Consider the following 12928-nt stretch of genomic DNA (forward strand, 5'->3'; position numbering starts at 1 on the left):
TTAATCCCACAGGTTGATAGTTTCTTTTACAGGGGCGCTCTCCGCGACCGGCAGCTCAATTTCTGTGCCGTGCGGCAATACTGCCCCGAGCTCGGCGAGCCCCGGATTAGCGACGAGTACCGCCTCGAATACCCCCTCAGTGCGCCCGTAATACCGGGCGCAAAGTGCGTCGAGGGTGTCGCCCTGCTGCGCGTAAACCTTCATCAGATTTGCCCGATGATGCAGCGGGACTTATCCTGAATACGGGATATCGCCCAGCGCATATCCCGCCACATTTCATCAATCACGCTCTCGATGCTGTCAGCTTTCTTGTCACCTTTTGCGCTCGCATCCACACCGCGATAACCCTCATAAAGCTTTGCGGTTGTCATGGCGCTGACGGCCTGCAAATAGTAAAAACAGCGCACACTCTCACCGTCGATTTTGTCGGCGGGAACGTCGGCCAGCGTCGCCCGACCAAGTAAGATTTGCTCCTCGCGGTACTCTCTTAATTCCGCGTTGGTTTCTGCCATGCCGTCGATAATCGCGGCGCGCAAACGCAGCGCGCTCACGGTGCTCTCGATGCGCAGCAGCTCACGAATGCGCACGGGCTCAATGTCCGGGAAAAACGCCGTGTTGGTGATAACGGCCTCCGGCACCGGTCGGGAGGGGATAACCACACCAGGCTCGACCGGTGCCGCTTCCGGCTTAGTGATAATCACTGTCATGACAACCTCTGTAATAGGTGGGCGGTGGGCGCCGGTCGCCGATTCGGTGAAACACCGACTTTGACCAGCGTGCCGCCCGGCGCGGGGCGCTTTCGGTTATGCGGTGACTTTCTTCGGGCGTCCTCGCCCTCGTTTCACCGCTGAATCTGGTTTTTTCGCCGGGGTCTTGCTGGCCGGAGCCTTAGCCGCTGCCGGTTTTTTCGGCGTAGCCGGTTTGGGATTGAGCAAACGTGTCAGGTTCTCAATGTCTTTGCGTACACCGGCGTAGCGGTCGAGCTGCACCGCACGACTCAGGTGCTCAAGCGCGGCGGCAGGGTTTCCGGCATCACGCAGCGTCAGCCCGATAACCTTGTGCAGACGGGCTTTCACCTCATCCGGCATATCGGCCTCCCGGACAAGCTCCAGCACGCCGAGCAGCAGCGACACGTCAACAGGCTGGCCGCCGTCACGGGCGCGCAGCGCAGACAGGGCAAATTCTTCTGCGAGCATGTACGGCGCGGTGCGCGCATGGCCGTCCGGGGTCGCAAGGTTGTAGCGCAGCGCGTAGCGGGCAATTTCCAGCGCGCCAGCCAGTTGACCGGCATCGAGACGCCAGAGCATGACGGTCATTAAAATGTCGTCCTGCGCGCCGGTGCCGCTCTCCAGCACACCCGTCACCCAGGGCAGATAAAACGGCAGCAACTCGGCCTTTTTCGCGGCCTTAGCCTCTTTGGAATGGATGCCTTTTAGTGTCCGACGGTCTGCGGCCAGCTTGACGAGCATTTGCTCGTAAGGGGTGGCGTGGCGCAGCGGGGCGTTTTCCCGCTGCGCTGCCTGGCTGGCCGAGACCCGCATCGCGTGACGTCGTGCGGGGCTCATCATGGCTTAGGCGTCCTTCTGGTCGGCTTCGGTGTCAGCAAACGGCGCGGACTGCGGTGCCGGAGCGGTCAGTTGCTGCATGGCCTTCACCATTTCAGCCGCAAACACGCTGGCGCTGGTCTGCTCGGCAGTACCTGGCTCTTCCGGGTCGAGGATCTCGATGTTTTCAATCAGGCAACCGGCGGCGTAGTCCTCAATAACGAAATCAACTTTCACCTGCTCGTAGTTTTCCACCTGGTCGAGTTTCGGGTTTTCCACGATGTGGCGGCGGTGGCCGTCTTCGTAGAGGTAGATGGAGATGTTATCCAGCGTGGTGATAAACACCGCATTAGCCGGGAAGAACGGCGCGCGCACCGCCTGGAGCTGGCCGATAGTTTTCTGACTGATAATCAGCTCCCCGGCCAGCGCCTCGCTGTTCGGCTGGAACTTATTAATCATCGGGAAATACTTGTCTGTCAGAATGCGGCGGCCACAGATGACAACCAGCTCCGGGTTTTCGCGGTGAATTTCATCAATCAGGGATTCGTGACCATCCATGACCAGCGCGTCCAGGTTAGCGTAATGGCCGCCTTTACCGACTTTGATCGTGTCGGAGATAACCTTCCCATCCTCGTCGACCACCTTGCTCATCACGCGCTCTGGCGCGTCGGTGCGGTACTTTTCCAGCCAGCCTACAGCCACATCCTGAAGCAGCGGGTTTTGCTTGCGGTCAGAGGTTGGCGCGCGGGTCACACCGTTAAAACCGATAGTGATGTAGTCCAGCGCCTGGCGCTTGATGATGGCGTCACGAATGCGGATCTGGAAATCCTGATAGCGCGCCCACAGGTCGAGTTTTGTGTATTTCAGGTTGTAGTCGAAGTTAACCGGCTTGCAGAAATAGCGGTAAGCATCGAGCTTTGAAAAATCTGCGGTCTTGCGCTCAACGCCGTTGTCGGTGTCTGCGGTGCTGGCAATAGAGCCATTCACATCAATGCCGACTTTCTCCTCGGTCAGCTCGCGCACCACAACCATATTAATCAGCGTCAGGAATGAGGATGACTGCTGCACTTTATCGAAAAGGGTTTGCGTCACCGACGGCTCGACGGTGAATTTATTGCCGAGGTCGCTCACGCTCAGGCCGTTTAATTCGGCAATGCGACTCAGGAACTTGTTGAACTGGAAACGGGTCTCTTTACGCATGGGTCTTTATTCCTGTTTTAAATATGTTTGGTTCTGAATCAACGTTGATTTAAAGGCGCTAATTAACAGTCGGTCAGCACTTCGGCCACGCTGTCACCGCCGCCGCCGGTGCTTAATTTGCGGCGCTTCTGCGTCTTGCTCTCGGTGTTGTCCAGGGTGTTCGTCAGGGCGCTGAATTGCTGGCTGGTTTCGGTGGCCTGCTCGGTCACGGTCTTTTTAAGTCCGGTGATTTCAGCCTCCAGCTTGCTGAATCGCGCGGCAGCATCGTCGCCGGTCTGCTGCACCTGTTCGGCAATGACGGTCACTGCCTCATGCACGTCGTTAAAACGCGCGTCGTCGCTGGCCTGTTTGCGGCTGAAAATGCCTTTCACCGTGTCGGTGATTTTGTTGAGCAGGGTTTCCGGCACCTCTTCAAACTCCATTTCGGCCAGAGTGGCGACAGAGAAAAGGTTGTCCGGGCTGGCTTTGAAGCGTTTGAGTGGGTTGTGCTCGGCCTTACGGCAGAACTGGAGGTACTCAGTGCCCAGGCTTGCCGGGTCGTCGGTCACGGCCAGGCCGACCAGATAGCATTTACCGGTGTTGGCAAAGTTCGGCTGGATCTCGATGGAGGTGTAAACCTTCTGGCCTTTGCCAACCATCTCAATCAGGGTATCGAGCGGGGCAATTTTGCCGTACAGCGCCAGCTTGCCGTTGAGCGCGGAATCGTCGTCGATGGTTTCGGCTTTCAGCTCCACCACGTCGCCGTAGCGCTTAAAGTCGCTATCCGGCAAATAGCCACGAATGTGTTCCAGATTGATACGGCAGCCATAAACGCGCGGGTCAAAAGTGTCGGCCATCTGCTGGATATCAACGGCGCTGAGGTCGCGGCCGTCGCAGGTATCGCCCTCTACAGCAATACGGAAAAACTTAGAGACTTTCTTAGCCATGTTCAGGAGTCCTGATTGTGGTTGATGGGTTCGGGCTTAGTTTCCCGACTCCGACCCACGCCAGCCACCCGTTACGGAAGTGCAACGCCTGACACAACAGGGGCTTAGCGAATAAGCCCACCCGTTTCTTTAGCCTTGCACTGTATCAACAACGGCGAGGCATTCATGACCATCACGACCGACACATCTATCCTCAGCGACCCACGACGACAGGCGGCTCTCTTGTACTGGCAAGGGTTCTCCGTGCCGCAAATCGCGGAGATGCTGAAAACCAAACGCCCCACGGTGCAGAGCTGGAAGCAGCGCGACCAGTGGGAGGAAACCGCGCCATTAAACCGGGTCGAAAGCACGCTTGAAGCGCGGCTGATTCAGCTTTACGCCAAGCCCGACCTGACCGCGCACGACTTCAAGGTCGCCGATTTTCTTGCGCGACAAATGGAGCGACTGGCGCGCGTAAACCGCTACGGCCAGACAGGGAACGAGGCCGACTTAAATCCGAAGGTAGCGAACAGGAATAAGGGGGATCGCAAGCAACCGAAGAAGAACTATTTCAGCGATGAAGCGATTGAGAAGCTGGAAGAACTTTTTCTCGACCAGTCTTTCGAGTATCAACTCGAATGGTACAGAGCTGGCCTGGCGCACCGCATTCGCGACATTCTCAAATCCCGCCAGATAGGCGCGACGTTCTACTTTGCGCGCGAGGCACTGCTGCGCGCGCTCAAAACCGGGAACAATCAAATTTTCCTTTCTGCCAGCAAGACGCAGGCGTATGTGTTCCGCGAATACATCGTTCAGTTTGCGCGCCTGGTCGAAGTCGACCTGACCGGCGACCCGGTAGTGATTGGCAATAATGGCGCAAAACTGATTTTCCTCGGCACCAATTCCAACACCGCGCAGAGCCATAACGGCGATTTATATGTCGATGAGATTTTCTGGATACCGAATTTCCAGCGGCTGCGCAAAGTCGCTTCGGGCATGGCCTCGCAAAAACACCTGCGCACAACCTACTTTTCGACACCATCCTCTCTTGGCCACGGCGCTTATCCGTTCTGGTCGGGCGAGCTGTTTAACCGCGGGCGCGCCAGTGCAAGCGAGCGCGTCGAGATTGATATCAGCCACACAGCGTTAGCGCGGGGTGTCGCCTGCGCCGATGGTCAGTGGCGGCAGATTGTCACTATCGAGGACGCACTTGCCGGGGGCTGCACCCTGTTTGACCTGGACACACTCAAACAGGAGAACAGCGCAGACGACTTCCGCAACCTGTTTATGTGCGAATTTGTCGACGATAAAGCCTCGGTGTTTCCGTTTGAGGAGCTGCAACGCTGCATGGTCGACAGCATGGAAGAGTGGGAGGACGTCGAGCCTTACGCCGACCGGCCATTCGGTCACCGTGTTGTGTGGATTGGCTACGACCCGTCACTGCGCGGGGATAGCGCCGGTTGCGTGGTCATCGCCCCGCCGGTTGTCGCCGGGGGCAAGTTCCGCATTCTTGAGCGTCACCAGTGGAAAGGCATGGACTTTGCCACGCAGGCCGAATCAATCCGCGCGCTCACGCAAAAATATAATGTGGAATACATCGGCATCGACGCCACCGGCCTCGGCCAGGGTGTTTACCAGCTCGTTCGCTCGTTCTATCCGGCAGCGCGAGAGATTCGCTACACCCCGGAAATGAAAACCGCAATGGTGCTCAAAGCAAAAGACACCATCCGCCGTGGCTGCCTGGAATACGACGTTGGCGCGACCGATATCACGCAGTCGTTTATGTCCATCCGCAAAACCATGACCAGCAGCGGGCGCAGTTCCACCTACGAGGCCAGCCGCACCGAAGAAGCGAGCCACGCCGATTTAGCCTGGGCAACCATGCACGTATTAATCAACGAGCCACTGACCGCCGCCAGCGGCCAGTCGTCATCCTCAATTCTGGAATTTTACTGATGAGCAAACGAAATAAGCGTAAGCCCTCAACAACAACGCAACAGCATACCGCCGCCCCTTCCCAGAACATGGAGGCGTTTACCTTCGGCGAGCCAACGCCGGTACTGGATCGCCGGGAAATTTTCGACTACCTGGAATGCGCCCATAACGGGAAATGGTACGAGCCGCCGGTGAGCTTCTCCGGGCTGGCGAAAACGATGCGCGCTGCCGTACATCACAGCTCACCGATTTACGTTAAGCGTAATATTCTGGTGTCGACCTACATCCCACACCCGAAGCTATCCAGTCAGGACTTTAGCCGCCTGGCGCTGGATTTTCTGGTGTTCGGCAATGGCTTTCTGGAAAAAAGGCAGAGTCTGAGCAACAAGGCGCTGCGCTTTGAGACGTCACCGGCCAAATATACCCGGCGCGGCGTGGAACAGGATACTTACTGGTTTTTGCAGGATTTTAATAAGCCTCACCAGTACGCCGCTGGTTCAGTGTTTCACCTGATGGAGCCCGATATTAATCAGGAGCTTTACGGGATGCCGGAATATCTCAGCGCATTAAATTCGGCCTGGCTGAATGAGTCGGCGACGCTGTTCCGTCGCAAGTATTATCAGAACGGCGCACACGCCGGTTACATCATGTATGTGACCGACGCCGCGCAGAGCAGCACCGATGTTGAGGCACTTCGAAAATCAATGCGTGACTCGAAAGGGCTCGGCAACTTTAAAAATCTGTTTTTCTATGCCCCGAATGGAAAGCCGGACGGCATTAAAATCGTGCCGCTCAGTGAGGTGGCAACCAAAGACGATTTTTTCAATATCAAAAAGGCGAGCGCCGCCGACCTGCTCGATGCGCACCGCATTCCCTTCCAGCTTATGGGCGGCAAGCCCGAGAATATCGGCTCGATGGGCGATATTGAGAAAGTGGCAAAGGTCTTTGTGCGTAACGAACTGTCCCCGTTACAGGCGCGATTTATGGAACTTAACGAGTGGGCGGGGGAGGAAATAATCAGATTCAAAAAATACTCACTTGATGAGGACTAAACCATCCACCACAGCCGCCTTCGGGCGGCTTTTTCACACCCCACACTCAGACCGCCTCAGACGCACGACACGCCGCCACAAATCAGCAGCACCTCACAACTCATCCGCACCCAACCCAACGCCATAGCGCCGCGCTCAGGCCGAAAAATAATAATAAAATACCAGTCTCAGCGCGCAATGCTTTCCCCGCCACGCCTGCCCGCTTTAGTGGGCGCTTTTAATGCAGTTGCATGAACAGGCCGGAGGCGCGCCAGGGCTGGCGCGGATGGCCTCGGAGATAATTCAGACGTGCATGCAAAAACATGCAGGTAATGCAGGCGCTGAATTATGGACGAGAAATTGCCTTGAGCCGAAAATAAAAAAAGCCCGATTAATCGGGCTTCTTGCAACACGCAGGAGGGGGGGTTAAGCGGCGGCTTGATGCTTTGCTCGCTGCTTACCATGAAGTTCATTTCCTTCAAACTTCCCTTCCTGGATCATGAGGGGAGCCGCTTGAAGTAATTCTTCCATTGCGACGCCCATACGGGTGAAAACGTCAGCCACTTGATAGTGTTTCTGAGCTTTCTTGTCACTCTGCGTCATTGTCATAATAATCCTCTTAGAGGTTCTAACCTCAGCATCCGGTGTATTATTGGGATGGTAGGCGCAGCATCTTATCACTGCGCAAAATTTTATCTACTGGTTTTTCATTCTATCAATGTAAGTCTTCACAACACCAGAAAGTGTAGCAAATGATGCGGAAAGCAACTCTATATCACCTGAAAAACCGTATTTTCTATAATAATCAGCAACTTTTTCGTTCAGGGTGTCGTGGATTTCTACTGTCTTACATCCTGCGGCTGCGCCAAAAAGGTAAGCTGCAAACAATGTAAATATGAACATGTTACCACTCAATGGGTGCCCGGTATCATCTCGAACAAACGACTCAACGAGATGAATCTGCAAGATATCAGCATCTTCATCATAAACACACAACGCCGCACCCGCTGGAATATGTTTTCGTGGTTCTGTGAGCAGCTTCAGACAAAACTCAAATTTGTCCGAACGGTTTCCGTAGCGTGAAAATCCGAAATCCCACTCTAACTCGGTATAGCCAGTTGTTAAAATGAAATAATCTTCTTCGCTGATGGGACCGACTGCTAACGGCACCTTCACACTCTCGAGTAGCATTTGAAGATTGCTGAGGGTTAGACTAGCAATCTGCTCTAAATTCAAGTTCACATCTCCGTGTGTGGCTGAAAAGTGGAGCTACTCTAAAATCATTTTCGGATAAATTCTATAATCCGTTAATACCAATATTGGTAGTCAGCTCTAAAGTTTCAAGCCCATCACGGATTTTTGAGGTTATTAACGAAGGAAGTTACGCCTCCTGGTCTTCATTTGAAAGGAAGATGGTGTGTCTGTATGTAATCAATCGTAATTGCTCCATACACCAAAAATTTCCTGGATAGCTGAACTCATAGCTCTCACATCAATCCGGCGTTATCTAACCTCGTAATAAATAGCATTGTCCTTTATTTTTTCTTCAGCAGTTCCGCTGGCGAGATCGGCGATAAGACTTAAAGCAAGCTTAAGGTCTGCCGGTTTGCAGTTCGCTATTAGTGAAATCTCTGCGATGAATTGCACGCAGGCCAGCTTATGCTGAGTTTGGCTGAATTGTTCCCCAACCATAGAAACTCCTTTCAAAATATAACTGTATGTTTATACAGTAGCACGGCTTCATTAAAAATTGAAAGTGAAAATAACTCTTTGTATGTGCATGATTTGACGCAGATTAATTTTTACGCTTCGCTCTGGGTCTGAGCCAGCCTTGAGGCGCGCGATAGAATATCCTTACTTTTCACTTCGTAAGGTGATGCAGCCGAGAACACTTCCCCGCCCGCAGAACCTCGACACCATTTATCTCCATAACGCCACCGACCACCGGCCATCAGGTGTAGGGCTTCGCCGTGGCTGATGGTTACGCCAGTTACCAGGTGTATTTCTTCAATGGTTCGCGTTATCGCTGCGGCCTGTTTTTCCGTTCCCGGGTCAAATTGCTGCCTCGATACTGTTTTTTTATCCCTAAGCCGGTTCGTTAGCCGCCGTCTTTCACTGCGACTTAGCGGTTTTGATAAATCTAGCTCTGGCGGCTCGCTATCGCCCCCCGTACAGTTATTGACAGAACTCCGAGAGGGCGCAGGAGCGCCCTTAACATCAAAATCCAATTCAACGGCCAAATCAGCGGCGCGTTTTGGGACAATCTTCCATTGTGTAAGGCGGGTTAAAATTGAAGTATCAGAACCGATAGCAACGTCATAGACGCCACGAATACAGACGGTTTCCTCTCCGTATTGATTCAGGTCTTCGCGCGCCTCATACAGTGCGCGCACCTGCAAATCGTCACGACGTACAAATGGACCACCCTGAGCATTGACGTAACCCGCCCAATCCCCGGCGTCGGCAGCATCATGTACAGCAGCAAATTCAACACTCAGTCCGTGAGCAGCATCAGTGTCAGCCAGGCGACGCAGCTCACGATAAACCGTCACCGGCGCACCACCGATAAACTGAAATTGACGGATATGCCAGCGCGCCGCCCAGGCTGAAACAGCGGGTGCCGTTTCTTTGAGCAACTCGCCGCTTTCATCGTCCTTCTCATCATCCAGCGCATAGCCATCAATGTTTTTAGAAATGTATTTAGCGATATAGCCTGTAGCGCTGCCTTTCTCCGGGTCGATTGCCTCGGCGTGGAAACGTGCCTTTCTGGCTTTGTCGCTTTTCAGCTCGCCAGAATCCTCCTGCCAGGCGTAATCCCGGATGATGCCGCGAACACGCTCAACATCCCCTGGCAACATAAACATGAGCATATGCCAGTGAGGAGTTGCATCGTGATGTGGCTCGGCCACACGGATGCCGAATATGCGAATTTCTTCCCGGTGCAGCTTGGCGCGAATGCGAGCCCACAGGCCTGTTAAATAACTTTGAGTGTCTGCCGGGCTGGCACCCTTCCATTTGGTGTTACGGTAGCCAGCTTTGGTTGTTGCGTGATATTTCGATGGGGCGGTGATGGTGTAGAACTCGCCGACGTAGCCGAGCTCATTGCATATATTTTCAAACCCACGAATGCGGGTCATTAGCTCACAACGTCGAATGGCCGGGTTAGCAACAGAACCATCATATTTTTCAATCAGGCTGATGCGGTTGCCGTCCTCGTCCTCAAGCTCAAGCCCTTTGAGAAATTCGCGGGTGCGGCGCTTTTGTTCTCGCCAGTCAGTCACGCAGTTTTTACTCGCATAAGCGTGCTTTTTCTTGCTCACGCTACCGACTGCGATTTGCAGGTGCTCACGCCAGGAGGCAGCAACACGGCGCAGGCGGCTACGCCACCACGTTTCGGTAAACATTTTGATGACTGCCGGGGCAATGTCATCCTGATCCACGCATTTCTTTGCCACTCGCTCCCAATGCGGAGGGGTAACATTGAACTGCATAGCAATTAATCCAGCGCGGGTGTACCAGGTGAAAAGGGTTTTAAGCTCACCGAAACCTGAGTCATCAATATTTGCTAACTCAGAGCGGGTAAAGTTCGCAATATCAGCGGCGAGCAGGTCAATGTCAGCACGAGACATATCCGGCAGGCGATTATACCGGCTTACCATGTTGACCAGGCGTGATGCGGTATAGCGAATAATATCGGTATCGAATTGACCGCCAAACGCAGCACTGGAAACATCGGCATTAATACCGGTCACCTGGTATTTTTGAGTAACAAGCTCAATGCGGGACAATGCCTTTTTGCAAAAACTGATTAAAAAGGCATTAGCTCGCGGGCTTCCCTGCTCACGCTCCAGCACGGCAGCGGTGCGGTAAACATCAAAGCGCACGCACTCAGGCAGAAGTGCCAGAGATTTTCTTGCATGCAACAACGCCGCAAACATACGATTGCGGCGATACTCTTCTGCGTAGGTAAGATAAGGACTGGCGATTGCTGGTTTTGGAACATTCCATGCATAGGCATAATGAATCTCTTTCGCAGCCTTTTTTATGACAGGAGTGTCTATGTCTTTATTCACTGAAGAAGATCCCACCCAGCGACGCTATGTCGATTTGATTACTCAGATGACGGCTTTTGAAGCCACAAAAGAACCAATGAAGTTCATTTCTGCATCCGACATGCTGGGCATTTGCGATGCTTTTCTTGGTGAGACTCAATGTCGCATAACAGACCGGCTACCTCTTTCAGTAGCTGGTCGGCGCGAGCTAGGTCGGAAAATGGAATGGAATTGTCCACATGACTGGAAACCACGCGAAGAATGGTCAACACATGTTCGGCTCGCCTTACAAATTTTAAATCAACGTTATTTGGATACCCCAGTATCTCCACTGGATGACTGGCAGACTTGGGCAGAACTATCGACAGATATTCATGTGTCTGCTCGTTGTACTCGCCAGGCTGTTGAGTTTTATCGCTCTGGAAATCCCCGACACTTGCCGATGGCGACGGAGCTTTTTGCTGTTCCCGTAGTTTTTTCAAAATTTTTAGCTTCGATTCTTTCGGGGGATATTTATCCTGTATGGATGTGGCGCGCTGATGCGGCAAGAACACCGGAGTGCTTCGACGGGCTTTATCCAAAATACGCGCCATTAGGTTAAATAGGTTGTTAGATTTAGCACTCATACAGCGTTCCCCTGATAATGTTTCTGTTTAAGTTCTTTAAGCTCTTTGCAGGTCACACAAAGCTCAACGCCCGGAAGCACAGCACGGCGCGCTTCCGGGATTGGTGCCTCACACTCTTCACAGGTAAATCGAGAAGGTGCCGTGGTACGGCTGCGAGCCTGATTGATGTGGCGCTCGCGCTCAGCCTGCTCGCGCTCCTGCACTCCGTCCATTGCGTCGGCCATCAGTGGAGCTCCTGCGATTCGTTTTCAAATCGAATAGCTTCGCGGCGCAGCAGGTCAGCAGCTTCTTTGCCATCCATGCCGGTATTTGTGATGTGAATTGCCAGCGCCTCAAGACGCAAAGAAACCGCAGCGGCGCGCGCTTTGCGTTCCTCGTTTTTGGCTTTGCTCAACATTGCGCCCAGCGCATCGTTATCAACTTGAAATGCACTAACCTGAATATTTCGCATTTATGCTTCTCCTGAATTTAGGCAAAAGAATGCCCGGCGGGTTTACGCCTTTGTTTTTGAGAGTGGTTAATTAATCAGCCAGATAAATATCGTGCTTCGAAAAGCGGCGCGGTAATATATTTCCCCAGCGCGTTATTTCATTCATTGAGTCAATAATGAGAAAACGACGTGACTTGTCGAAATACTCAAACGGCTTGCCGATTTCGTCCGATTTAAACGCCGCTGGCTCTTTACGGTTCGCCAGAGTCAGGACAACGAATTTAAAATTGTCGTCCAGCTTATTAAAATTACGCTGCGCGGAGTTGCTCGTCGCCTTTAATTGCTGGCGAAAACGCGCGAGACATTCGTCGCCGGTCATTTTTAACGGCTCATCAATACGAGTGTGCATAAAGTACACATTGTAAAATTCTTTTTTTGCTGCCGGAATGGATGAAGAGAGCACAGCACTTTTCATTTAATCCCCCAACATTTAATCAGCCTGGTTAACAAAGACGGCTTTTTAGCGCAAAGACCATTTAACAATGCAGACTGGTCGCGGCTTGGGTGCCAGCGCTTACCATCTTTCCCGGATATCCAACCATGCCCGAAGTGCATAGAGGGGCTTTGGTTTTTCAGCAGTGAAGCAAATGACGGCTCATTCCTCAGCATAGTCACCTCAAATAAGCCCAAACGATGCGCTGATACCGCTCACGCTATCGAGCACGCTCGACATGGCAGGGTTAGTCTGCAAGCGAGCCTGTAAAGCCATTGCAGAAAGAGACAGCATTCGGATACCCGAATTAATGCTCTCGACCATTGAGTTTTTACGTGCAGGGGTAAGTCGTTCCGTTGACACTGCGCCGCTGGCCAACTCGCCGAGTTTGCTCATTGCGTGCATGACATAAGACTGCAATTTGTCTTTCGCCAGTTCGTTAACCGGCACGCAAGGCAGACAATGGATCTGAGCCAGAAAACCATCGACGAGAGTCGAGTCTTCGGTCAGGTCAGTCAGCAACCACAATTCAGGCGGTGTGAGCTGGTGAGGTTGTTCCGGGTTGAGCTTGTTACGTAACGTTTGAACATTCATCCCCGCGCGCTCTGAGAGTTTCGCCATGTTGTGACGCTGCGCGAAAGCCCGGCACGCTTCGTCGTAGTGGGGATGTTTGGAAACTTGAAAATCAAACATGCGCTTTTCCTCGCTATCT

17 protein-coding genes are annotated in these 12928 nt (G+C 53.0%); 3 read left to right on the plus strand and 14 right to left on the minus strand.

Features of this window, described 5'->3' with window-relative positions; translation table 11 throughout:
* The 5 genes from ACG1VR_RS04690 to ACG1VR_RS04710 form a co-directional block, all read right to left on the minus strand.
* A complete protein-coding gene (locus ACG1VR_RS04690; RefSeq protein ID WP_395490331.1) occupies window positions 1-204 on the minus strand; it encodes a tail protein X in 204 nt (67 codons plus the stop codon).
* Window positions 204-707, minus strand: coding sequence for a head completion/stabilization protein (locus ACG1VR_RS04695; RefSeq protein ID WP_395490332.1), 504 nt, complete (start codon window positions 705-707; stop codon window positions 204-206). Before ACG1VR_RS04695 ends, ACG1VR_RS04690 begins: the two co-directional genes overlap by 1 nt.
* Window positions 708-803: 96 nt before the next feature.
* Entirely contained in the window at window positions 804-1568 is a 765-nt protein-coding gene (locus ACG1VR_RS04700; protein WP_395490333.1) for a terminase endonuclease subunit, read from the minus strand.
* A 3-nt stretch (window positions 1569-1571) separates the two neighbouring features.
* Complete coding sequence (locus tag ACG1VR_RS04705) at window positions 1572-2744, minus strand: phage major capsid protein, P2 family (protein WP_395490334.1); 1173 nt, start codon at window positions 2742-2744, stop codon at window positions 1572-1574.
* A 62-nt stretch (window positions 2745-2806) separates the two neighbouring features.
* Entirely contained in the window at window positions 2807-3670 is an 864-nt protein-coding gene (locus ACG1VR_RS04710; RefSeq protein WP_395490335.1) for a GPO family capsid scaffolding protein, read from the minus strand.
* A 165-nt stretch (window positions 3671-3835) separates the two neighbouring features.
* On the opposite strand from ACG1VR_RS04710, the gene ACG1VR_RS04715 reads away from it, so the two are divergent.
* Both ACG1VR_RS04715 and ACG1VR_RS04720 read left to right on the plus strand, forming a co-directional pair.
* Window positions 3836-5605 (plus strand): terminase ATPase subunit family protein, encoded by a 1770-nt coding sequence (locus ACG1VR_RS04715; protein WP_395490336.1) that lies wholly within the window; start codon window positions 3836-3838, stop codon window positions 5603-5605.
* Window positions 5605-6636, plus strand: coding sequence for a phage portal protein (locus tag ACG1VR_RS04720; protein ID WP_395490337.1), 1032 nt, complete (start codon window positions 5605-5607; stop codon window positions 6634-6636). Before ACG1VR_RS04715 ends, ACG1VR_RS04720 begins: the two co-directional genes overlap by 1 nt.
* Before the next feature lie 405 nt (window positions 6637-7041).
* Here the strand turns inward: ACG1VR_RS04720 and ACG1VR_RS04725 are convergent, their stop codons facing one another.
* The 4 genes from ACG1VR_RS04725 to ACG1VR_RS04740 all read right to left on the minus strand — a co-directional run bounded on the left by ACG1VR_RS04725 (window position 7042) and on the right by ACG1VR_RS04740 (window position 10688).
* Entirely contained in the window at window positions 7042-7224 is a 183-nt protein-coding gene (locus ACG1VR_RS04725; RefSeq protein WP_395490338.1) for a hypothetical protein, read from the minus strand.
* A gap of 87 nt (window positions 7225-7311) precedes the next feature.
* On the minus strand, window positions 7312-7857 hold the full coding sequence (locus tag ACG1VR_RS04730; protein WP_395490339.1) for a hypothetical protein: 546 nt from the start codon (window positions 7855-7857) through the stop codon (window positions 7312-7314).
* A gap of 261 nt (window positions 7858-8118) precedes the next feature.
* A complete protein-coding gene (locus ACG1VR_RS04735) occupies window positions 8119-8307 on the minus strand; it encodes a hypothetical protein (RefSeq protein WP_395490340.1) in 189 nt (62 codons plus the stop codon).
* A 110-nt stretch (window positions 8308-8417) separates the two neighbouring features.
* Window positions 8418-10688 (minus strand): replication endonuclease, encoded by a 2271-nt coding sequence (locus tag ACG1VR_RS04740; protein ID WP_395490341.1) that lies wholly within the window; start codon window positions 10686-10688, stop codon window positions 8418-8420.
* Between ACG1VR_RS04740 and ACG1VR_RS04745 the strand changes: the two genes are divergently transcribed.
* Window positions 10675-11268, plus strand: coding sequence for a hypothetical protein (locus tag ACG1VR_RS04745; protein WP_395490342.1), 594 nt, complete (start codon window positions 10675-10677; stop codon window positions 11266-11268). The two genes, ACG1VR_RS04740 and ACG1VR_RS04745, sit on opposite strands and share 14 nt — an antisense overlap.
* Window positions 11269-11289: 21 nt before the next feature.
* On the opposite strand, the gene ACG1VR_RS04750 is transcribed toward ACG1VR_RS04745, so the two are convergent.
* From ACG1VR_RS04750 to ACG1VR_RS04770, 5 genes are all read right to left on the minus strand, one after another.
* Entirely contained in the window at window positions 11290-11517 is a 228-nt protein-coding gene (locus tag ACG1VR_RS04750) for a TraR/DksA family transcriptional regulator (protein ID WP_395490343.1), read from the minus strand.
* Window positions 11517-11744, minus strand: a complete 228-nt coding sequence (locus ACG1VR_RS04755) for a DUF2732 family protein (RefSeq protein WP_395490344.1) — start codon at window positions 11742-11744, stop codon at window positions 11517-11519. The genes ACG1VR_RS04750 and ACG1VR_RS04755 overlap by 1 nt, the downstream gene beginning before the upstream one ends.
* Before the next feature lie 70 nt (window positions 11745-11814).
* Complete coding sequence (locus tag ACG1VR_RS04760) at window positions 11815-12132, minus strand: hypothetical protein (protein ID WP_395490345.1); 318 nt, start codon at window positions 12130-12132, stop codon at window positions 11815-11817.
* 62 nt (window positions 12133-12194) lie between these two features.
* A complete protein-coding gene (locus tag ACG1VR_RS04765; protein ID WP_395490346.1) occupies window positions 12195-12392 on the minus strand; it encodes a phage filamentation protein Fil family protein in 198 nt (65 codons plus the stop codon).
* Window positions 12393-12399: 7 nt separating this feature from the next.
* The gene (locus tag ACG1VR_RS04770; protein WP_395490347.1) at window positions 12400-12909 is read right to left on the minus strand and encodes a phage regulatory CII family protein; all 510 of its coding nucleotides are present in this window, start codon (window positions 12907-12909) and stop codon (window positions 12400-12402) included.
* Window positions 12910-12928: the final 19 nt, after the last annotated feature.

Source organism: Cedecea davisae (assembly GCF_044095835.1).
Lineage (GTDB): Bacteria > Pseudomonadota > Gammaproteobacteria > Enterobacterales > Enterobacteriaceae > Cedecea > Cedecea davisae.

What these genes read in the sequence shown, in the direction of transcription:
- ACG1VR_RS04690 (WP_395490331.1), bottom strand. Translation starts at nt 204, where the DNA reads ATGAAGGTTTACGCGCAGCAGGGCGACACCCTCGACGCACTTTGCGCC.
- ACG1VR_RS04695 (WP_395490332.1), bottom strand. Translation starts at nt 707, where the DNA reads ATGACAGTGATTATCACTAAGCCGGAAGCGGCACCGGTCGAGCCTGGT.
- ACG1VR_RS04700 (WP_395490333.1), bottom strand. Translation starts at nt 1,568, where the DNA reads ATGATGAGCCCCGCACGACGTCACGCGATGCGGGTCTCGGCCAGCCAG.
- ACG1VR_RS04705 (WP_395490334.1), bottom strand. Translation starts at nt 2,744, where the DNA reads ATGCGTAAAGAGACCCGTTTCCAGTTCAACAAGTTCCTGAGTCGCATT.
- ACG1VR_RS04710 (WP_395490335.1), bottom strand. Translation starts at nt 3,670, where the DNA reads ATGGCTAAGAAAGTCTCTAAGTTTTTCCGTATTGCTGTAGAGGGCGAT.
- ACG1VR_RS04715 (WP_395490336.1), top strand. Translation starts at nt 3,836, where the DNA reads ATGACCATCACGACCGACACATCTATCCTCAGCGACCCACGACGACAG.
- ACG1VR_RS04720 (WP_395490337.1), top strand. Translation starts at nt 5,605, where the DNA reads ATGAGCAAACGAAATAAGCGTAAGCCCTCAACAACAACGCAACAGCAT.
- ACG1VR_RS04725 (WP_395490338.1), bottom strand. Translation starts at nt 7,224, where the DNA reads ATGACAATGACGCAGAGTGACAAGAAAGCTCAGAAACACTATCAAGTG.
- ACG1VR_RS04735 (WP_395490340.1), bottom strand. Translation starts at nt 8,307, where the DNA reads ATGGTTGGGGAACAATTCAGCCAAACTCAGCATAAGCTGGCCTGCGTG.
- ACG1VR_RS04745 (WP_395490342.1), top strand. Translation starts at nt 10,675, where the DNA reads ATGTCTTTATTCACTGAAGAAGATCCCACCCAGCGACGCTATGTCGAT.
- ACG1VR_RS04750 (WP_395490343.1), bottom strand. Translation starts at nt 11,517, where the DNA reads ATGGCCGACGCAATGGACGGAGTGCAGGAGCGCGAGCAGGCTGAGCGC.
- ACG1VR_RS04755 (WP_395490344.1), bottom strand. Translation starts at nt 11,744, where the DNA reads ATGCGAAATATTCAGGTTAGTGCATTTCAAGTTGATAACGATGCGCTG.
- ACG1VR_RS04760 (WP_395490345.1), bottom strand. Translation starts at nt 12,132, where the DNA reads ATGCACACTCGTATTGATGAGCCGTTAAAAATGACCGGCGACGAATGT.
- ACG1VR_RS04765 (WP_395490346.1), bottom strand. Translation starts at nt 12,392, where the DNA reads ATGCTGAGGAATGAGCCGTCATTTGCTTCACTGCTGAAAAACCAAAGC.
- ACG1VR_RS04770 (WP_395490347.1), bottom strand. Translation starts at nt 12,909, where the DNA reads ATGTTTGATTTTCAAGTTTCCAAACATCCCCACTACGACGAAGCGTGC.